Origin of the sequence: Clostridium sp. 001 (assembly GCF_019056555.1) — a bacterium.
Taxonomy (GTDB): Bacteria; Bacillota; Clostridia; order Clostridiales; family Clostridiaceae; genus Clostridium_B; species Clostridium_B ragsdalei.
In genome coordinates, this window is sequence record NZ_CP020473.1 from 493613 (window position 1) to 514549 (window position 20937).

Genomic DNA, 20937 nt, shown 5'->3' on the forward strand with positions numbered 1-20937 from the left:
ACTATATTCATCCAATTTATATACTTTTTACTACATTATTAATATACACCTTAGAATATGGAATTTCAATAAAAATATCTTTTGTTATTTAAATAACAAAGTTGATCAATTTACAATGTAAAGCTGACCTAGCAAATGCAACAAATAAACTAACTTTATCTGTATTAACGTCTGTCTATTTGTTAAACTTGTTTTCTATATCTTTAATAACACTATTACTAACTGACTTTTCCCCACCTGATTTAATCAGGTGGTAGTTAAATTATACTCACCTATATCTAAAAGTTCTAGTTGATACTGTGTACATTTCCCATATCATGTTTATATAGTTTGCCTGTAGAAGCCTCAACATAATATCCATCTCTCGTATGACCTCCTAAAGTAAGATAAAATTCATAGCCATTCTTTGTAGTAGATGAATTACTATTAAAATATGCTTCTATAGGTTTAGATTCTTTACTATCATAAGAAATTGTTTTACCGCGATAATCTGCCATACACTTAACCTCATTTTTAATTACTGCAGTAGAATCAAGACTTGCATACAAATTCGTTCCATCATCATTCTTAATTACTGCGTATTTGCCATCAGGAAATTCAGCTTTCAAGACCATAGACAATGCCTGATCAAAGGTTACTGATCCACTTGCTGAAGGAACTCCTGTAGAAGCTTCAGCTGCTTCAGTTTGATCTTTCTTTTTTTGACCATCCGCAATATCACCCTCAAGTTTTTTCGCATCAGAATTATTAGCATCAAGCTTAAATATGTTATTTAAACAAATACTTGCTTCATCAAACTTATTATTTTTTATATCATCTTTGGCCTTAGCTAAATTATCAGATACATATAGTTTTTTACACTCATTGATTTTATTTTGAGAATCACTATATCTTTTAGGGTCTTGTTTATCTACCTTCTTGAAAATATTAATTGCACTTAGGTAATCCTTGCTCTTCATTTTTTGCACAGCACCTTCATAATTTTCTTTTGACTTCTTTAAAACGCTCATAAGTTGTATCTTTTTATCAACATCAGAAGTTTTCTTATAAGTCTCTGCTTCTGTATAAAACTTTATTGCATTATCGTAATCTTCTGTAGTTACAGCTTTATTTGCAGCCGTCAAAAGATCATTATATGGCTTAACCTTGTTGAAATAATAAAATCCAGAACACCCTGCAACAATTACAACTAAAATTATAATTAAAATTGTTTTAGTAGATAAATGTTTAATTCCATCTATCACATTAATTACCTTCCTTCATTATAAAAAACTAGAGCTGATATATTTAATAAAAAATTCATTTTTAAGCATTCTACAAAAACTTAAAAATTCCTCTTTTTATTTACATTATATTAAAATACTTTATTATTATGAAAATATATGTAAAAAATCCTTTTTGATATATAATTATAAAAAATTTACTAGCTTTTGGCATAGTTTGTGGTTTATTGGTTGCACCAGCTTTTGGTACACATACTTCTTATAATACTGTAAAGACAGCAGAACTAAATCAAATTTATGATTATAAAGGCACACTATTAACACCAACAGGATTTGTATGTTCAACGATGATTGAACAAAACTATTTGCTCGCTAATATGTCCTATGACAATTTAGTGAACGGTAGGCATACTGTGACAGTTACTCCAGAAAGTAACCCAGATTTGTTTCAAAATATAGGAGGAAATCCTAGACTCCACCCAGCTAAGCTAAACTTGAACGGTAAAATTTATCATGCCAAGCAGTATAATAATGGTGCAACTATGAAGAATGTAATCATATCCTCTGGTGAAGGATTTGCAGATGCTCTTGCAGGTTCCACCTTGGCACAAAAGTTAAACTACCAGATTCTTTTAGTTGATAATCTGGATGACAGATCAGATACCTTAAACTATATAGCATCCAATTTAGACAAAGATGGACATATCTACATTTTAGATGGCAATGTGGCAGTTTCACACACCCTTAAAGACTGGTTTATTTGCAAGGATTCAATACAAACAACATTGCTAGATATTGGGGACAGACTAGAGAGGGAACAGCAAGCCAGATATCCACTGCCGTCCAAGCACCTTAAGGTACTCCAGTTATAATAGCATCCGAAAAGAATTTCCCAGATGCTCTGTCTATATCCTCAATTGCAGCATATAAGGGCTATCCAATACTAATAACTCCGCAGTCATCCCTTATAGCCACATAAGCCAAAATAAGAAGACTAAGGGGTTTATTTTAGGAGGGACAGGGGTTATGTCAAAATCTACAGCTAGTAATATTGAGTCAGGTGCCAAATAACAATTTGTTGTATTTTAAATAAAAAGCTACATTAGCTTGAAGTTAATCCTCCATCTAATGCAGCTTTTCAATGATGTTTTAAATATTAAATCCATTGGTTAGGCTGTCTATCAAGAAAATACACAGTTATATCTGGATTATAAAATATTTTTTAATTTTTATCTGAATCTTCATATTTCTTATCCATACTCTTTATATATTCTTCCATAGCATTTACAAGGTGTTTTGAAACCTCTACTGCTTCAACAACAGTTTTGGCACCTGTCACCACATCACCTGATGCAAAAACTCCAGACCTTGTAGTTCTTCCTGAATCATCTGTCTGTATAAGTCCTCTGGAATTCACTTCTATTCCTTCAGAATTGTTTACTATATTTGCCTTAGGTCCCTGGCCTACAGCAATTATTATAGAATCTGCATTAAAAAGCTTTGCTTCCTCATCCTTTAGCATTACTTTCTTTTTTCCGGTATTTTCATCAAAAGATACCTCAGTTGGAACTATCTTTATTCCATCATCTGTTATTTCAACTGGTGCCATTTTATAGAGAAATTTCACTCCATCAAGTTTGGCATAATCAATTTCTATGTTATCTGCTCCTGCATGTTCTTCATCACTCCTTGCAATGATAGTTACGTCATTTGATCCATTTCTAATTATGGTCCTTGCAGCATCCATAGCAACATTTCCTGCGCCTATAATTGCAACTTTATCTCCCAAATTATAAGACTCAGGGTTTTTAAGATAATCTATGGCATAATTCACATTACCATAAGTTTCTCCTTTAAGTCCCAAGCTCCTCGGGCTCCATACTCCTGTTCCTATATAAACTGCCCTGTATCCATCTCTAAACAAATCTTCAACAGTTATCACAGGTCCTATAAGGGTATTAGGCCTTATCTTAACTCCCATATGGAAAAGTTTATCCTTAAGCCTGTCCAAAATATCTTTAGGCAGTCTAAATGCAGGTATGCCGTATCTCAAAACTCCTCCTATATCTTCGTGGGATTCAAATATAGTTACATCATATCCCTTTCTTGCCATTATAAAAGCAATACTCAATCCTGCTGGACCTGATCCTACTACTGCAATTTTTTTATTCAACTTTTTTATATCAGCTGACGTTATAAAATTAAGGTAAAAGTCCGATATATATTTTTCGATAAGTCCAAACTTTATAGAAGTTCCTTTTTTGTCAAGCACACAATGGCCTTCACAAAACTTTTCATGCGGACAAACTTGTGAACAAATAGCTGACATGGGGTTATTTTCAAAAAGAAGTTTCCCAGCTTCCTTTATTTTATTCTCTTTAAAAAATTTTATTACTTCATTTATAGGGGTATTTACAGGGCATCCTTTTTTACATTGAGGTACTTTGCATCCGAGACATCTATTAGCTTCACCAAAAACAACTTTATCCAATCCTTTTTCCTCCCTTGTGTAAATAAACTTTATAATGTTTTATTTACCATCTGTACTATTTTCATCAATATGATGTACTAATATTTATATTACATATATATAATCATATATAATGTAAATTCTCAATATTTATTATCTGTATCTATGTTAATTATCTTCTGTATCTCTTAATCCATCTTAAAAATGCTTAAGATTTCATAAGATTTATAATAATTATCATATACAACGAACGCTCCTGTTTTCTTCCTGACTTTTGTAAAATTGTTTAAAAATAATTAGTAACAGTACTTACGTAAAATAATTTAATCATAGAATAATAATTTGTTGTATTTTAAATAAAAAGCTGCATTAGCTTGAAGTTAATCCTCCATCTAATGCAGCTTTTCAATGATGTTCTAAATATTAACCATACATTTAGCATTCACAAACACTATTTCTGCTAAAATTTTTACTATTAATTAAATTTATTACACTAGATCATTTATCTGTTTTATTATAATTTATCAAACATCCGTCTAACAAGATATTTACTTCCTTCTCAGTAAGTTTGTCAATTTTTACACTGAACTTTTTGAGACTACCCTTTACTACATAAGCATCTATTTCAGCTGGTCTTTCAGTAACAGCCTTCCTTACATTAGGTATAAATATATAGTCATCACATTCAAACTGTGGTTCATCTTCCATAACAAAAGGAAGTACACCCCAATTAATCAAATTTGAACGATATCTTTTAGTAGCATATTCTCTTGCAATATTAGCATATCCACCTAAAACTTTTTGACAGCTGGCTGCCTGTTCTCTAGCAGAACCATCTCCAGGCTTTACCGCATATATCATGCTTCCTATACCTGTATTACTTGTATTTATGCTGCCAAACTCTTCTTTTACTACATTGAATACTTTTTCTAGATCCCTATTTGCATCAAAAGGAGATTTTCCTACAAGTCTATCTTTTTCCGATTTTTGAATTTGTTTTGATCTTCCAACATATTCAGGATCTTTACGTGACAGCGTAAACTCTGAAAGCTTTAATGGATTAGATCTATAAGAAGATGCATCTCCTGAAGGTATAAGTTCATCTGTTGTAGTTACAGGATCTTTAATTAAAGAACATACTTTTAATATTAAATTGTCTGCAAGCTCAGGCATATCCGGCCAGTTCTTTATATTAGGTCCAAATCTCAATTCTTCATCACTATTTCCTTTGTCAAAGGCACTATAAACACGGTTATCATAAATTGTCTTGTTAAAATAATATTTAGGTATATTGTAGTTTACATCTAAATCTGTAGCTGCTGTAACAAATCCTTTGTTAGCAGCTGTTGCTGCTATTGAACGTGCATCCATAAGTGCTACATAAGAAAGCTGATCATCATTAGGTTTTGAACCTTCACGATTAGGGAAGTTTCTAGTTGTATGCCTTATGCTGAGTGAATTGTTTGCAGGCGTATCTCCTCCTCCAAAACATGGTCCACAGAAAGCTGTCTTGACTATTGCTCCTGTCTGCATCAGTTCTCCAGCAATTCCATTTTGAGCTAAGCTGTAATAAACAGGCTGACTGGAAGGATAGACATTTAACGTAAATTCATCATTTCCAATAGATTTTCCTTTTAATATACTGGAAGCCTCACAAATATTTTCATAGTTACCTCCAGCACATCCAGCTATGCATCCTTGTTCTACATATAATCTATTATCTCTAATCTTATCTTTTAAGGAGAAGTTAAGATTTTTGTTAGACATTCTCTTTTGTGCATCTCTTTCTACTTTATCCAATATATCATAAAGGTTTGTGTTAAGTTCTTCAATAGTATATACATTACTTGGGTGAAAAGGCATTGCTATCATAGATTTTATTTTTGACAGATCCACATATACAATTCCATCATAATATGCAACACTCCCAGGATTTAATTCTTTATAGTCATCTTTTCTTCCATGTAATTCAAGATAGTCACAAACTTTGCTGTCAGTCTTCCATATGGAAGTCAAGCATGTAGTTTCAGTGGTCATTACATCAATGCCAGTTCTGTATTCTACAGATAAGTTTTCTATTCCAGGTCCAACAAATTCCATTACCTTGTTTTTAACAAAGCCATTTTTAAACACTTCACCAATTATAGCTAAGGCAACATCCTGCGGTCCTATGCCCTTTTGTGGTTTTCCAGTTAAATAAATTCCTATAACCCCAGGGTAAGATATATCATATGTCTGTGATAGCAGCTGTTTAACAAGTTCTCCGCCACCTTCACCTATTGCCATTGTACCAAGTGCTCCGTAACGGGTATGACTGTCTGATCCTAAAATCATCTTTCCACAGCCTGCCATCATTTCACGCATATACTGATGGATAACTGCTAAATGAGGTGGAACATATATTCCTCCATACTTCTTTGCTGCAGACAATCCAAATAAATGGTCATCCTCATTAATTGTTCCACCAACAGCACAAAGACTATTGTGGCAATTAGTAAGCACATAGGGTATTGGGAATTTTGTTAGTCCGCTGGCACGAGCTGTCTGTATAATTCCTACAAAAGTAATATCATGAGAAGCAAGAGCATCAAATTTAATGTTTAAGTTTTCACTATCTTTTGATTTATTATGATTCTGCAAAATAGAATAAGCTATAGTTTGTTTTTTAGCTTCTTCCTTGTCAATATGCTCTTTTCCTAATTTTGCCTTAAGTTCTTCATTAGATTCTTTATTATCAAAGTATAATTCGTCTCCATGTAATAAATATGCACCTTCACCATGTAATTTAATCATAACTTCCTCCTTACTAGCTTATGGATATCCTAATTTTCTAATCATCGTAAATATGATTTAATGATAGCAAATTCATTTTTCAAAGTCAACATTAGTTAATATTTTGCACAAATGTTTTTAAATTATCTTATAAAATAAATGCTATATAAGATTTATCGTTACATTTTTAAATTTATGTATCATTAGTATTTGCATAAAACTGTAAATTACTGCTTATTATATTGAAAAAACAAATGAGTTACATTATAATTATTTTGTATAATTGGGTTATTAGCTTCCTTCAATGCTATTTCTAAATCACTTTAAATTAGTACGTTAAATATAAAATTATTTGAGAGGGTAGACATGATAGATGAATTTGAAAAAATAAATGAAACTGAAAGATTAAATTTTCTTGCTGAAATATCTGATATGTATTATGAATTAAATATGACTCAAAGTGAAATAGCAGCCAAGTTATCTACTACTAGATTTAAAGTTTCTAAACTGCTTCAAGAGGCGCGTGACAAACATGTAGTGGAAATTACTATAAGCAAACCTCACAGTAGAGTTCCTAAATTAGAAAATGTTTTAAAAGAAAACTTTGACTTAAAAGATGCACTGGTACTGGACAATAAGGTGTTTGCTTATGAAGAAACTTTAAATACACTGGGAAAATTGGGTGCTCAATATGTAGACAATTTAATTAGTGAAAATTCTATTATAGGTGTACTTTGGGGAAAAACTCTTTTAAATTTAATAAAAAATCTAAAGCCAAAAAAGAAACTTCCTATAACTGCTGTCCAGATAGTGGGGGCGGCGGCTAAGGATGTAACTATTGTGGATTCTCAGGAACTTATGAGAAATTTAGCAAATACATATGGAGGTAAATGCAAATACTTGTATGCACCTCTTTATATAGATAATGATTATGCTAGAAAGGCACTTATGCGGGAACCTGTATTAAGTGATACTCTATTTCTTGCAAATAAATCGGACATAATTCTCACAGGAATAGGTACAACAGATGCCATGTTCTCTTCCTCACTTTGGGCAAATTATTTGGAAAGAGTCAAACAATACAGTTTAGATGATCTTAAAGCTGTAGGATGTATTTATGGCCGTGTTTACAATGAGCTAGGGGAAGAAATTGATATTGATATAAATCAAAAAGTGATAGGTATAGATACTTCATCTATTCGCCGGGTAAACCATGTAATAGGTATTGCTGCAGGGAAATTTAAAGCCAAGGCAATCTTAGGAGCCCTGCGTGGGAAGTATATAAACACACTTATTACCGATGACGCCACTGCCTCAAAAATACTTTCTCTAGCAAAAATACAATTTTAGAATAATAAAAACAGGAGTTAAAATATTGCGAAGCAAAGCTTTTGAAAATAACAAAGTTTAAAGAACAAAGAACAGATAAAGGTGATTTTCCTCGTACCTCAGCAAATCTACAATTTTAATATTTTCTGACGTTAGGAAGAAAATTATCCTTATTTGATATTTAAACTTTGTTATTTGTTCTTTAAAAAAATTGCTTCGCAAAGTTCTTATATTAAGTTAATTTCTTATGTGCAAAAGTTGAGTCACTTATATATAAAACATACTAGCATTTACTATGTTCAAAACTTTCAACGGCTCTTTTGGCCCAACTAGAATCTTTATACATAGCTCTTCCTACACCTATGAGATCAGCTTTTACATCTACAAGCAGTTCCTCTGCAGCTTCAGCTTTTGTAATGCCTCCAGTTAATATAACAGGGATTGATACAAACTGTTTCAAGCTTCCACTGAGTTCTGAGAAATATCCTTGAGAGTTATTTCCCGGTACAGTAAATCTGCAAAATCCTCCTGAAATATCTAAAACATCCAGACCCGCTTTTTCAAATTCACAAACTGCAGCTTTACTATCTTCAAGTGTAGTTCCACCTTCCATGTAATCAGAAGCTCCCAATCTCATAAAAATTGGAAATTCATTTCCTACAGCTTCACGTACAGCCTTTATAACTTGAAGATGAATTTTAATTCTATTCTTTACATCATCTCCACCATATTCATCAGTTCTCTTGTTTGTAAGGGGAGAATAGAATTGATTTAAGAGATATCCATGGGCAGAGTGAATTTCTACTCCATCAAAACCCGCCGCCTTTACACGCACAGCAGCATCCTTAAAGCTTTTAACTATATCTTGAATTTCATCATAAGTAAGCTCTCTTGGAATACCCGATTTCATAAAAGGATTTTCCACAGCTGAAGGTGCAACTAAAACACTTCCTGTAACTGCCACCGTGGTTGCACTCCCAGCATGATTAAGCTGCATAACTGCCTTGCAACCGTTTTTATGAATAGTATCAGCTACTTTTCTTAAACCTTCTATTGTACTGTCATCTGCAACAGAAAGCTGATTTTTACTAGCTTTTCCTTCTTGTTCAATAAAGCTGTGTTCAACTATAATGAGTGATAAATATCCTCCTCTAGATATTTCATCATAATGTTCTAAGAGCTTACTACTTACTTTTCCATCATCTTCAGATTTCTCTGTAGCCATAGGCGGCATAATTAATCTATTTTTTAAAACTAATTTACCACTGTTTAGTGGCTCAAGTAAATGTGTCATAATTTCCCTCCTGCATCTAAATTTAACTTAAATTTTATCATAGCAGACATTAAAAAACAAGTAGTGCTTTCTTGTGACAAATTTAGCATTTAAATTGTATATTTATAAAGAAATTTAGGAACTTATTTATAGTTCAATTATATAAATTACAACTTTAATCTTTCAAAAAAAGTTATTGACAACAGGACAATCTTGGTAGTATACTACTAACTAAATTAAATAAAATCTTATCAAGAGAGGTTGAGGGACTGGCCCTATGAAACCCAACAACCAGCATTTTCATTTAAATGTATTGGTGTTAATTCCTGCAGATTATTTCTGATAGATGAGATAATTGATTTTTAATATCATGATATTAAAAGGTCATTTTTCTTATCTTATAGAAAAATGACCTTATTTTTCTATAAGATAAACCATTCGATTTGCGCAAATCAAATATTCCGATAAGATTTCCATTTAATTAATAAAAATATAAGTAAAAACCTATTCGCTAAGGAGTGAACAATATGAGCAAAGAAAACTCTAAAGGCATTAATGCCCTTAAAAAAAATCAACTTAATTTTGTAGAAGTTATTGCACTTTCAGTTGCAATAATAGCACCTACTTTTGCTATGTCAATGAATGTAGGACTTATGGCATCAACAGTATCTTACTCTGTAAGTGCAGTATTTGTTATATCAACTATACTAATGGGCTTTGTAGCCGTATCTTTTATAAAATTCAATGAATATTTTCCATCTGCAGGTTCGGTTTATACATTTACAGAAAGATCTTTGGGTAAAAAAGCTGCTTCAATATCAGGATGGGCTCTTCTTCTTACCTATATAGGATTTTCTGCTGGATGTTCTTCTGCTTTTGGATCTCTTTTTTCTAGCTTTATTAAAGAATTAACTGGAATAAGCATATCCTGGATTATATTTGCACTAATTTGTGAGGTATTTATATGGTTTGTATCTTATAGTGATGTAAAATTAAGTACAAACATTATGCTTGTCATAGAAGCTGTATCAATCCTCCTCGTAATATTGCTTTCAGTGGTCATTCTTGTAAAAGTTGGTTCAACAAAAGGATTAAGTTTAGTTCCTTTTAAAGGAAATGGAAATAAATTTTCAAATTATGGTGCTGGAATCGTATATGCAATACTATGCTTTGGCGGTTTTGAGGGGGCATCAAGTCTTGGTGAAGAAAGTAAAAATCCTAAGAAATCAATACCTCTTGCAATTGCAAGTACAGTTGTTGTAACCGGACTTATATTCGTATTCGTAAGTTATGCTGAGGTTATAGGATTTGGAGTATCGCCTTCAGGAATAGGTGCTCTAACAAAGTCACCATCTACTATAGTAGACCTTTCTAAAAATTATATAGGAAGTGTATTTACTATATTAATTACGCTGGCTATCAGCATTTCCGCTTTTTCAACTGCTTTAGGATCTATGACTGCAGGTTCAAGGCTTTTATATTCAATGAGTAAAGATGGTAATGTTCCACAAATTTTTTCTGGCGTACACTCTAAACACCATACTCCTTATGTAGCTTTAAACATCATACTTGCAATAATAATAGTTCCAGTTTTAGCACTTTTTAGGCATGATGGAGTAGAAGTATTTGGATATATAGGAACAATAGGTGCACTTGCATTACTTATTGCTTACTTCATAACAAGCTTGGGTTCACTTATATACTTTGGAAAGAAAAAAATATGGACATGGCAGCTTATTATACCAGTTGTAGCTCTACTTGTTTTAGCATTTACCTTTTATTCAAATATTTATCCTATACCAGCCTTTCCTAATAATATATTTCCTTATATAGTTTTGGCATGGATAATAGTAGGTTTTAGTATTACCTCTATTTATAAAAAAAGATCAGTTTTACCTGCAGCTTCTAAAGAGAAGGTTGCTAATTAATATACTATTTAATTTGGAAGGAGATTATATATTATGACTAATAGTTTATGGAATACTTTAGGTGATTTAAAAAAACACCAATGGGTAGATCTTACCCATGAATTTGGACCGGACACCCCAAGATTTGCAAGCTTTAATCCTGCAAAATTTGAGACTATTTTCACTCACAAAGATGGGTTCTTTGTAAAACAATATACATTTGCAGGACAATACGGAACTCATCTTGATCCTCCAATACATTTTGCAGAAGGCGGAAGATACATTGATGAATTAGAACTTCAAGAACTTGTTTTACCTCTTGTAGTTATAGATCTTTCAGAAAAAGTAAAAGAAAATAATGATTACGTACTTACAGTAGATGATATTTTAGAATGGGAAAAGAAATATGGTAAAATACCAGAAGGTGCTTTTGTAGCATTTAGGTCCGACTGGAGTAAAAGATGGCCTGATCAAGACAAATTTTTAAACCTTGATGAAAAAGGTGATGAACACTATCCTGGATGGTCATTTGATGCACTCAAATTCTTATATGAGACTCGCAAAATAGCAGCAAATGGACATGAAACCTTTGATACAGATGCACCAATAGAACAAAAAGCAACTGGATTTCAGGGAGAATATTATGTATTAAAAGAAGACCATTATCAAATTGAAGTTATGACCAATTTGGACAAAGTACCTCCAACTGGAGCAATAATCTTCAGCATAGTTCCCAAAGCTCAAAAAGCACCCGGTTTCCCTGTTCGTTCATTTGCCATTCTACCTTAAGTTCACAATAGATTACACATAATTAGTTTAATCATCCCCTAAAGAAAAATGAGGCAAGTAAAATATATGTTTCACTCGCCTCATTTTTCTTATTCATATTTCATTGCCTAGTGCTTAAACTTAATTTTAATATTTACTATTTCACCTTTTGTTCCAATTCTTATGGGAGGTCCCCAGGTCCCATAACCAGAAGTAACTATTAAATTAAAATTGTCCTTTTTAAGATATCCATAGTCATCTTCATAAATAAGCTTTGTCATAAGATTATTAGGGAAAACTTGCCCCCTGTGAGTATGTCCCGAAAGCTGTAAATCCACATCTTCCTTATGAGCCTCCTCAAGACCCACCGGTCTATGATTTAATTCTATAATAGGTAGGGATTTGTCTGTATTTTTCAAAATTTCCTTTAGCGGTTTTATCTTTTCGCCGCTATCAGCATCCTTTCTACCTACCACATAAAAACTATTGTCTATTTTAACTGCTTTATCTTGCAGTACTTTAACCTTTGCTTCATTCATATAACTAATTGTTTCAGATAAATTTTCTCCATATTCATGATTTCCTGTAATGTAATATACACCATACTTTGAGTTTATCTTTTTAAAAGCTTGTCCATAATATTTCTTTAACTTTGTAGTTGTACTTTCATCAACCATATCTCCACAAAAGAAAACTATGTCAGGTTTTAATTTATTTATGGAATTCACCATTTTATCTATGCCTTTTTCCTTAATCATTATACCCATGTGTACATCTGACACCATTACCACGTTTAGTGAATTTATTTTACCTGCACTTTTATTTATATCTATACTATAATTTGTTATGACTGGATGAAGGGCATTCCACATGCCAAAGGAAAAAATAATTAAAACTATTATAAAAATTGAAATTCCATCATCATATATGACACTTATACAATTTCTAATTTTCCCCTTAAACCCTACCTTTTTTAAAATAAATTTTACCACATCCGTGAGCAGAAATAATATAAGTAAGTAATACAAAATGTCTAGAGATACTGCTCCTATTAGTGTTAATAGTGAAGCTAATATGTTGTTTACTGATACAACACTTTTAAATATAGAACTTATAATATAAGAAAAAGCTATGAACCAAAATCCAATCCAGTACAGTCTCTTTTTTAAATTTTTATTTTTCTTTAAAAATACCCCTTTTACTTTTCTTCCAACGTAATACCATACTATTATATATAAAAGCAAAATAAGCATAAGTAAAATAATATTTTCAATTAGCATAAGTGTTCTGATAGGTAAAACTTTGATGTTATCTCCACCTTTTCCCCCAGTTAACACCGTACTTGAGACTTTCGAACTCATACGGCGCCCCAACAATTTATTACTTTCTAATTAAAAATAACTGAATTTCCTACTAACTTTCTTAAAGAATTGACACGATTTAACCCTTTTTCATCAAGGGACAATAAACCTAGATATTTGTTTATAGTATCTTGTTTAGTACTATGAATAAGCTTGTGGACTTCTCCACATATCCAAACAAGATTTTTATATTCATTTGTTCCACCATCACATTTTTGTTTTTTATGATGACATTCCATGTTATCTATTTCCAAGTCTAACCCTGTAATATAACATTTACCCTGTTGTCCAGCAATCAAAGATATTCTATTATCGTCAAATTCAGCAGTTTTATTTCCATTTGTTGTTCTTAGTAGGTGGTTAATTAAGTGTTTATAGCCTCTAAGATTTTTATGGATTTTTTCTCTGCCAAGTTTTGTATAATTACAGATATCTTGACTAAAACTCATAGGTGGTTTTGTTTTACAACCATAGATTGGAAATATCGTAACATCATGAATCGTTCTGATTTTTCCATTGTAGTTTCCATATAACCGTTCATAGGTTTTCGAAAACTTAGGTTTATCTGATATATAACTCCTTAAACGTATTTCCAAGGTTTTTATAACTAAGAAATTTATTTCTCTAAAGTCTAATGATACATTTGTAGCACTATTATAATAATTGTGACTTCCTAATATCATTGAATTCAATTTATTTACTTCTATACCATTGCAATGCTTTTGGATTTTCTTAATTTGCTTCTTTAGCTTGTCAACAGTATTCTTTTTAGCTTTATCACACATTCTACTTTGACATACATATTTACCTCTCTTGGGTTTTAGTGTTAGTTTAAATCCTAAGAACTCTGTGTAATTCTTTCTTAAGTTGGTTATCTTAGATTTATCAGGACTTATATCTAAATCCAATCTCTCTTTTAACCATATTTTTGTAGCATTATAGATTTTCTGTGCAGTTTTATAGTCTCTACAAAAAATTTTAAAATCATCTGCATATCTTACTAAGAATATTTCCTTGAGATTTGTTTTCTTTAATGCTTTATCTTTGTTATTTTGTGTGTAACTATGTTTTGTTTCAAAAGTTTCCCATTGTGAACTAATCCACCAATCCAGTTCATTAAGAACTATATTTGATAACAATGGACTAATTATGCCACCTTGTGGTGTACCCTTTGTTGGTATTCCTATTCCTTGTATTTCTGATTTTAGTATTTTTCCAATTATGCTAAGCAAGTTTTTATCTTGAATTCCTAAATTCCACATTTGTTTTTTTAATTTACTATGATTGACGTTATCGAAGAAACCTTTGATGTCTATATCTACTACGTAGTGTAGTTTATTTATATTCATTAGATACATGCTTCTTGCTATTGCATGGCTTGTTGACCGATTAGGTCTAAAACCATAACTATGTTTATGGAATTTGGCTTCACATATAGGCTCTAACACTTGTTTAATACATTGTTGGATAATTCTATCTTCGATACATGGTATTCCTAGTGGTCTAGTTTTACCATTTGGTTTAGGAATTTCCACACGTCTTATACTTTTTGGTATATAGTCTGCTAGTTTATTTCGGATACGTGTAACAAATTTGTCTGTTTTCATATCCTTGAAGTAGCTTATATCAAGATTGTCAGTTCCAAATGTTGTTGAACCTTTGTTTTTCTTGATATTTCTATATGCCAGTAAGATATTATTCTTAGAGGTTATATACTGCATTAGGTCTGTAAACTTTTTATTGTTACAAGATTGATTATACAGATTGTCAAATGTGCCTTGAATTGTGTAATATTCATTATTTCTTAGTAACTGTCTTTTCTCTAATTTTAAGCTTTCCTCCAAGTCTGTTTTCTCCTTTAACGGATTTAACATCTCTTAGTCTTACTCGAACCTTGGTTTTATTCAGTATTTAATTTTCATATAACAAATTGTCTAGTGGCTATTACTAATCTATCATTACGATAGTTATCTTTGCTTCATGCCACCACCATCACTTAGATTAAGATAAGTTATAGATATACTCTTTTCCTTACCACTACTTCATAGGTAGTAAAACCTCCATATTCTAAGCTTTCCTTGTTCCGTTATTATTATCTTTACATATATCCTTAGGTTGTTGGTATAAGCCTGTAAGTTTGATAATGCCTATAACACTATATGGATTTTCATAGTAACTAATTTTACTCATCCACACTTACCACACATATGTGTTATATCCATTTCTAGATATTTGTAGTTTAGACCTGTACATTCCCAACTTTGTCAGTTGCTAAGCAACATCCTAACCATAGATATTTTATAGACACCCGTCCTATCACCACTCGACTACCTCTAGTTCGCATTTCGTGTAGGGATTATTTCATCTACTTACAGTGGCTCTCAGTCGTCTTCACCGAGCTTTCAACCTCTTAATATTTACTTATTAAGACGCTAATCGGAGTATTAGTGGAAACCCTTCAAGGCGTTACTCTATCATTTGATTTCTCGTAATAACAGTTCTAATTTCTGAATTTAATCAGCTAATTAGTCTAAGCTTTTTACTTAGAAACAAGTCGCACGATTACCTACACTGCATTTCTTATATTCTTCTCCCCAACTCCACATGACATCTAGTATTGGCTTTAAACTGAATCCAAGGCTTGTCAGTGAATACTCAACTCTAGGTGGAACCTCGGCATATACTTTTCTATTTACAAGACCATCTTGCTCCATTCGTCTTAAATTTTGAGTTAAAACTTTTTGCGAAATACTTCCAACCGACTTTTTTAATTCTCCAAATCTTTTGGTACCTGTAAGCAAATCTCTAATGATTAAAACTTTCCACTTATCACCTATGAGTGAGAGTGTAGTTTCAACTGGACATGCAGGTAAATCTTTTTTATCCATAAAAGTTTCTCCTTTAAAAGTATTATAAACACACAATAGTATACTTTAGGTAACTACAGTACTTTTAAGTGCTTACTTTACATTTGATATTATGAATATTATTATAAATTTGTAAGTAGCAAATTGCAAGTTCAATTTTAAAGGAGGTTCATTAACATGAACGAAGTAGTAAAATTTTTAAAAGAAAATCCAGTGCAATATTTTGCAACTGTAGGATTAGACGGTAAACCCAAAGTACGTCCTTTCCAATTTATGCTTGAGAAAGATGGGAATCTATATTTCTGCACAAACAATAAAAAAGACGTTTTTGCCCAACTTCAAAAATGTCCCTATGTTGAAATTTCAACATCAAGTCCAAAATTTGCATGGATAAGATTAAATGGTAAAGTTGTGTTTTCAAATGATATGGAAACTAAAAAAGCTATTATAGAGAGCAGTAGTCTAGTAAAATCACTTTATAAGTCAGCAGAAAACCCAATTTTCGAAATTTTTTATCTTAAAGATGCAAAAGCTGTAATAGCGGATTTTTCAGGTAATCCACCTAAAGAATATGCTCTTTAATTTTAAAGACTAAATTAAACTTCCGGAAGTTAATAAATCATTTTTACTTAGAGTTTCATAAAATCATATAACTAGATGGCCCTTTTTTTCAGCAAGTGTGATTGTGGCTTCTATACCAGAGTTAAATTTGAGATAGTCACTTTCAATGCCATCACTAAATATAACTCCATTTTCAGGCATTTGAGATGAGATCTTTAGTTGAGATCCTTTCTTAACTTTTCCAAAAACTATATCTGCTTTTGTAGTTCTACTTGGGAAAGGCTCACGTACAGAAAAGTACAAATAGTCAATGTCCCAAGCTGGATTATTTTTTTGCTTGATTTTAAGATCTAAATTGGACGTGTTATTTATAATATTTGTAGCACCTGTGAGTATACTTTTGAGCCACCCTGTTGAACCAAGACCAGTAGATACAATAACTCCACTTGAAGATTGATGTTCTTCATCTTTTCCCAACTTTATATTGTACCTAGCAGATACATGACTTTTTTGTCCTATGAACAAGTCATTTACAGCATAAATACTCTGTCCATCATTTAAAGCTGCTTTTGCCATGGAAACTTCTTTAACTTGTCTTTTTACATTAAAGACATCTTTAACAACCAATTTAAGATCATCAACTTTAAATGGAAGAAGCACTCCATCCCACCTTGAAGGATCAGGATTTACACCAATTAAAAGCTGATTTGAAAGATACTTTAAAGTATTTGCCACAAGACCATCTTGTCCTATAACTACCACTAAATCATTACCCCCAAATATAAAGTTAGGTATAAAATCCCTATCCACAATTTGAGTTCTACCTAATTCTTCAAGTTGACTTTGAGCTTTAGATACAGCTTGTTTATAAATTTTATCTTCAGTGATATAATCTGAAAAGTCACTTCCAAGATGTTCGATATAAAACTTTGCTTGTTCAATTGTATTATATCTTGCAATTAATTCTTCAAGTCCTGTCTTTCTCTTTATTATAACTATCTTATTTTCAGTTAATCTTACCATAACTAATTTCTCCCTTTAAGCATTTCTTGAAAAAGATCGGGTGATATATTAAGCTGTCCAATTTTTCCTGCATTCTCTGCTAGTTCTTGAAGGGCAAGTGCTGCTAATTTATTTGGCTGCATTCCAATGCTTGCAAGAGATTGTATTACATTAGAATCTATTCCTTCTAGCGACTTCATAACAGCTGACAATTCATAAGCTTTTGCATCAGCTCTAACTTTTGAATTTTTTACAGAAATGTCAACAAGTGATTTCTTTTTTTCTTCAAGTGCAGTTTCAAAATTCATCTTTTCTTGTTTGAGTTCATTTTGCTTTTGCTGGAAAGTTCTCTCTGCTTCAAGTTGGGTTTCTCTAACTTGTTTTTTCTTATTTTCAACTGCTATCTCCGTATTATATTCATTTTCCTTTACACGTCTTTCCTGTTCAATTGAAGCATTTCTTCTCTCATAAATAGCTTCATCTGCTTTTTTCAAGATTTGCTCCCTTGTCTGGGCTTCTAATGCCCTTGCGGTTTCTTTATTTGGAACGATATTTAATATTGAAAGTCCAAGTATCTCAATTCCAAGAAGTTCTATCTCCTCACTTTTTTTAATCTTACTCAATATCTCACTTGCAAGTACTTCACTTGATTTAATAGCATCTTTGAGCTCCAAATTCTCGATTGTCTTTTTAGTTAGCACCCTTACAATATTTATTACCCTTTGCGGAAGTTTTTGAGGATCATCGGAAACATAGCCCTTTCCTTTCTTCATATCAAATGTATAATTTAAAACTCCTGCAATTTTCTTTTGATCAACAATTCTGAAAGTAACCTGTCCTTGAACTGTAACCGTCTGAAAATCTGAAGTAACTTCTTCAAAAATAAAAGGTGAATCCACACTTCCAACAGGAACAAGAACAATTGAAGTGGTTGGAACATAATAATAAAATGATATTCCAGCACCTTCCCTTACAATTTTACCGTTCCTATACTTTAACACATACTCACTTGGTTGAAATTTTATAAATTTAAATCCAAACATAATTTTACTCCTCCTAAAAAATATTATTAAATTTATAGAATTTAGATGATCTATGGCCTTCATCTTTTTTTAGAAAATCTTTTTCATTTTGAAATTGCTTTTTATCCATATTATCACCTACATATTTAAAATTTGTTATTAAATATTTGTTATTAACATAATATTACTAACGTGTCCTTATGTCAATACTTTTTTAATATAGATATCAAAAAATATAAAAACAAAGGGCTAAATACTTTAACCCTTTGTTTTTATCTGATGGCTACCTACTGTAACACTCCTACTTCTATCAAAGTGGGAGATAACAGTAGCTACGCCCCTATATAATTCATCTAAACTTAGTGGGAGAAGCAAAACTCTAAAGAGAAAGCGATTCACTTTAAATCAAAGATTTAAGTTCTCTGCTTTTCCCACTAAGTAAGATTCATTGATATTTTTTCTTTATGCATTCAATTCTATTATTATCCTTATTCCGCAATCTTTTCTTTAGAAAACATAGCCCCAAAAATCATTACAACTGCAAAGACAATTAAGTATGCAACGACTTCCATTTTATGAGAAAAGCAAGCAGCAATTATCATAAAAATACATCCAGCTAGAGAAATAATAGGTGCTATAAATCTCTTAAATGAATTTAAATCTTTTTCTTTTTTCATCATCATAATAAAAATAGGAATATACAATGCATAAATAGTAACTATAGGTAATTCGGAAGAATCAAAAGAGAAAAATCCAAACCAAGGCTTTGTTAAGTTAGCACCATAGAAGTATAATAACCATATACCACAAAGAAGCAGTCCAAATACAGATGAATTAGTAGGCATATTTGTTACATTATCAACTTGCTTAAATACATCTGGTTTTGGTCCAATGTTCCTTGCTGCTAAAGAATAAATACCTCGAGTACATCCCAGCATTAATCCATTTAAAGTTCCAAGGCAGGAAATGATAACAAATACAAACAGCAGTGAACCACCTACTGATGAAAAAACTGTCTGAAAAGCTAATTTAGCTCCTGCTTCACCGCCAGCCATCATAACCTTATTTGTTACTGCTCCAGCTAGTCCTACATAGTAGAGTATGTAAATAATCATAATTACAAAAGTTCCTCCAACAAGCGCCAGTGGAAGATTTTTCTTTGCATCTTTTAACTCAGCATTAATACTTGTAGCAATGATCCATCCTTCATAAGCAAAAGCTGTAGCAACAACAGCTGTAAATAACGCATTAGAAGTATTAACTTCTTTTACCACTGTTGTAAAATTATATGCAATCATACCATTACCCACACCTACAACTGTTCCAATTACAGCCATTAAAGCTAGTGGAATAAGTTTTATAATAGTTGTACTAACTTGAAATTTACCTGCTAAAATTGGTGACAGTGAATTTAACGCAAAACTTGCTATCAAATATAGGCCTGCAATAGTCATACACTCTCCGCCTGTAATTGAGAATCCAAGTAATACACAAGTATATCTAGCCGAAACCCATGCTAACACTGACGTCAATGTCGGATAGTAAATGAGTGCCATAAACCACCCAACATAATATGCATACTTTTTGCCCAAAGTAGCTTCCGCATAATCTACTACACCGTTTACATATTGATACTTAGTTGCCATTACAGCAAAAGTATAGGCACAAGAAATCATAATAATACCACCTATAACCCAAGCCAGTATACCAAGTGTAAGATTTCCACCTGTTGCAGTTAAAACTTTTTCTGCCTTAAAAAAGACACCACTACCTATAACAATACCAATAACCATAGCTATAGCCGTAATAAGGCCATACCTTTTTTCTAACTTTGATTCCATAATCAAATATCCCCCTCTTTGATTTATTAATATTGTAATGAATATTGCTTTTATACATCATGCTATCTAAACACTACAAACAGCATAAAATATTAATTTTTATTGTACCACAGAATTAAGCATTTACCAACACTTCTTTTTCTTCATTGTTATGAATTTTCAAATTATTTATTGATATTGAGACACTTGTATTTGACAAAAATTTAATTTTAGTATATTATATAATAAGCTAAATAAAATCAGTTTAAATCTTATCAAGAGCGGCGGAGGGACTGGCCCTATGAAACCCGACAACCAACATTTTTCATTTGAATGTATGGTGTTAATTCCAGCAGATTATTTCTGAAAGATAAGGAAAATAGTTTCTATAATTAGTATTAAAAGTTGTTTTTCTTATGAAAACAGCTTTTTTATTATACAAATTATTTAAATTAACCTATTCCTTTGTATAGTTATTCACTACTCAAATATCCAAAATAAGATTTTTATTTGATTAAGGCATTTGATAAAAAATATCCTAGCATACTGACTAGTTATTTCT

The 20937-nt window shown here is 31.7% G+C and carries 17 protein-coding genes and 2 riboswitches; of the genes, 6 read left to right on the top strand and 11 right to left on the bottom strand.

The window, feature by feature from the left end; translation table 11 throughout:
- Window positions 1-287: 287 nt before the first annotated feature.
- Complete coding sequence (locus tag B5S50_RS02120; RefSeq protein WP_217302960.1) at window positions 288-1244, bottom strand: lipopolysaccharide assembly protein LapB; 957 nt, start codon at window positions 1242-1244, stop codon at window positions 288-290.
- Between the two features lie 206 nt (window positions 1245-1450).
- Here B5S50_RS02120 and B5S50_RS02125 point away from each other — a divergent pair, with 206 nt between their 5' ends.
- On the top strand, window positions 1451-2095 hold the full coding sequence (locus B5S50_RS02125; RefSeq protein WP_065078700.1) for a cell wall-binding repeat-containing protein: 645 nt from the start codon (window positions 1451-1453) through the stop codon (window positions 2093-2095).
- Window positions 2096-2130: 35 nt separating this feature from the next.
- Window positions 2131-2202, top strand: coding sequence for a hypothetical protein (locus B5S50_RS21900; protein ID WP_242872143.1), 72 nt, complete (start codon window positions 2131-2133; stop codon window positions 2200-2202).
- A gap of 243 nt (window positions 2203-2445) precedes the next feature.
- Here B5S50_RS21900 and B5S50_RS02135 read toward each other — a convergent pair whose 3' ends face one another.
- Both B5S50_RS02135 and B5S50_RS02140 read right to left on the bottom strand, forming a co-directional pair.
- A complete protein-coding gene (locus tag B5S50_RS02135; protein ID WP_217302961.1) occupies window positions 2446-3714 on the bottom strand; it encodes an NAD(P)-dependent oxidoreductase in 1269 nt (422 codons plus the stop codon).
- A gap of 477 nt (window positions 3715-4191) precedes the next feature.
- A complete protein-coding gene (locus B5S50_RS02140) occupies window positions 4192-6486 on the bottom strand; it encodes a hydratase (RefSeq protein ID WP_065078702.1) in 2295 nt (764 codons plus the stop codon).
- Window positions 6487-6831: 345 nt separating this feature from the next.
- Here B5S50_RS02140 and B5S50_RS02145 point away from each other — a divergent pair, with 345 nt between their 5' ends.
- A complete protein-coding gene (locus B5S50_RS02145; RefSeq protein ID WP_065078703.1) occupies window positions 6832-7815 on the top strand; it encodes a sugar-binding transcriptional regulator in 984 nt (327 codons plus the stop codon).
- Window positions 7816-8077: 262 nt separating this feature from the next.
- On the opposite strand, the gene B5S50_RS02150 is transcribed toward B5S50_RS02145, so the two are convergent.
- The gene (locus tag B5S50_RS02150; protein ID WP_065078704.1) at window positions 8078-9088 is read right to left on the bottom strand and encodes an NADH:flavin oxidoreductase; all 1011 of its coding nucleotides are present in this window, start codon (window positions 9086-9088) and stop codon (window positions 8078-8080) included.
- 224 nt (window positions 9089-9312) lie between these two features.
- Window positions 9313-9420: riboswitch (SAM riboswitch) on the top strand.
- A gap of 174 nt (window positions 9421-9594) precedes the next feature.
- Between B5S50_RS02150 and B5S50_RS02155 the strand changes: the two genes are divergently transcribed.
- Together B5S50_RS02155 and B5S50_RS02160 are read left to right on the top strand one after the other, a co-directional pair.
- Window positions 9595-10995: an APC family permease gene (locus B5S50_RS02155; protein WP_065078705.1), complete on the top strand. Its 1401-nt coding sequence runs from the start codon at window positions 9595-9597 to the stop codon at window positions 10993-10995.
- A 33-nt stretch (window positions 10996-11028) separates the two neighbouring features.
- Complete coding sequence (locus B5S50_RS02160) at window positions 11029-11763, top strand: cyclase family protein (RefSeq protein ID WP_065078706.1); 735 nt, start codon at window positions 11029-11031, stop codon at window positions 11761-11763.
- Between the two features lie 107 nt (window positions 11764-11870).
- On the opposite strand, the gene B5S50_RS02165 is transcribed toward B5S50_RS02160, so the two are convergent.
- The 4 genes from B5S50_RS02165 to B5S50_RS02175 form a co-directional block, all read right to left on the bottom strand.
- A complete protein-coding gene (locus B5S50_RS02165) occupies window positions 11871-13022 on the bottom strand; it encodes a metallophosphoesterase (protein WP_217303754.1) in 1152 nt (383 codons plus the stop codon).
- 107 nt (window positions 13023-13129) lie between these two features.
- Window positions 13130-14947, bottom strand: a complete 1818-nt coding sequence (gene ltrA / locus B5S50_RS02170; protein WP_254306671.1) for a group II intron reverse transcriptase/maturase — start codon at window positions 14945-14947, stop codon at window positions 13130-13132.
- 223 nt (window positions 14948-15170) lie between these two features.
- Entirely contained in the window at window positions 15171-15293 is a 123-nt protein-coding gene (locus B5S50_RS21765; RefSeq protein WP_302180668.1) for a hypothetical protein, read from the bottom strand.
- A 353-nt stretch (window positions 15294-15646) separates the two neighbouring features.
- Window positions 15647-15991: a helix-turn-helix domain-containing protein gene (locus B5S50_RS02175; protein WP_217302963.1), complete on the bottom strand. Its 345-nt coding sequence runs from the start codon at window positions 15989-15991 to the stop codon at window positions 15647-15649.
- A gap of 156 nt (window positions 15992-16147) precedes the next feature.
- Between B5S50_RS02175 and B5S50_RS02180 the strand changes: the two genes are divergently transcribed.
- A complete protein-coding gene (locus tag B5S50_RS02180; RefSeq protein ID WP_065078709.1) occupies window positions 16148-16552 on the top strand; it encodes a pyridoxamine 5'-phosphate oxidase family protein in 405 nt (134 codons plus the stop codon).
- A gap of 63 nt (window positions 16553-16615) precedes the next feature.
- On the opposite strand, the gene B5S50_RS02185 is transcribed toward B5S50_RS02180, so the two are convergent.
- From B5S50_RS02185 to B5S50_RS02195, 3 genes are all read right to left on the bottom strand, one after another.
- Window positions 16616-17554: a sugar kinase gene (locus B5S50_RS02185; protein WP_217302964.1), complete on the bottom strand. Its 939-nt coding sequence runs from the start codon at window positions 17552-17554 to the stop codon at window positions 16616-16618.
- A 2-nt stretch (window positions 17555-17556) separates the two neighbouring features.
- Window positions 17557-18576, bottom strand: coding sequence for an SPFH domain-containing protein (locus B5S50_RS02190; protein WP_065078711.1), 1020 nt, complete (start codon window positions 18574-18576; stop codon window positions 17557-17559).
- A 467-nt stretch (window positions 18577-19043) separates the two neighbouring features.
- A complete protein-coding gene (locus B5S50_RS02195; RefSeq protein WP_065078712.1) occupies window positions 19044-20396 on the bottom strand; it encodes an APC family permease in 1353 nt (450 codons plus the stop codon).
- A 248-nt stretch (window positions 20397-20644) separates the two neighbouring features.
- Window positions 20645-20752, top strand: a riboswitch (SAM riboswitch).
- Window positions 20753-20937: the final 185 nt, after the last annotated feature.

What these genes read in the sequence shown, in the direction of transcription:
- B5S50_RS02140 (WP_065078702.1), bottom strand. Translation starts at nt 6,486, where the DNA reads ATGATTAAATTACATGGTGAAGGTGCATATTTATTACATGGAGACGAA.
- B5S50_RS02145 (WP_065078703.1), top strand. Translation starts at nt 6,832, where the DNA reads ATGATAGATGAATTTGAAAAAATAAATGAAACTGAAAGATTAAATTTT.
- B5S50_RS02150 (WP_065078704.1), bottom strand. Translation starts at nt 9,088, where the DNA reads ATGACACATTTACTTGAGCCACTAAACAGTGGTAAATTAGTTTTAAAA.
- B5S50_RS02155 (WP_065078705.1), top strand. Translation starts at nt 9,595, where the DNA reads ATGAGCAAAGAAAACTCTAAAGGCATTAATGCCCTTAAAAAAAATCAA.
- B5S50_RS02160 (WP_065078706.1), top strand. Translation starts at nt 11,029, where the DNA reads ATGACTAATAGTTTATGGAATACTTTAGGTGATTTAAAAAAACACCAA.
- B5S50_RS02165 (WP_217303754.1), bottom strand. Translation starts at nt 13,022, where the DNA reads ATGCTAATTGAAAATATTATTTTACTTATGCTTATTTTGCTTTTATAT.
- B5S50_RS21765 (WP_302180668.1), bottom strand. Translation starts at nt 15,293, where the DNA reads ATGAGTAAAATTAGTTACTATGAAAATCCATATAGTGTTATAGGCATT.
- B5S50_RS02175 (WP_217302963.1), bottom strand. Translation starts at nt 15,991, where the DNA reads ATGGATAAAAAAGATTTACCTGCATGTCCAGTTGAAACTACACTCTCA.
- B5S50_RS02180 (WP_065078709.1), top strand. Translation starts at nt 16,148, where the DNA reads ATGAACGAAGTAGTAAAATTTTTAAAAGAAAATCCAGTGCAATATTTT.
- B5S50_RS02185 (WP_217302964.1), bottom strand. Translation starts at nt 17,554, where the DNA reads ATGGTAAGATTAACTGAAAATAAGATAGTTATAATAAAGAGAAAGACA.
- B5S50_RS02190 (WP_065078711.1), bottom strand. Translation starts at nt 18,576, where the DNA reads ATGTTTGGATTTAAATTTATAAAATTTCAACCAAGTGAGTATGTGTTA.
- B5S50_RS02195 (WP_065078712.1), bottom strand. Translation starts at nt 20,396, where the DNA reads ATGGAATCAAAGTTAGAAAAAAGGTATGGCCTTATTACGGCTATAGCT.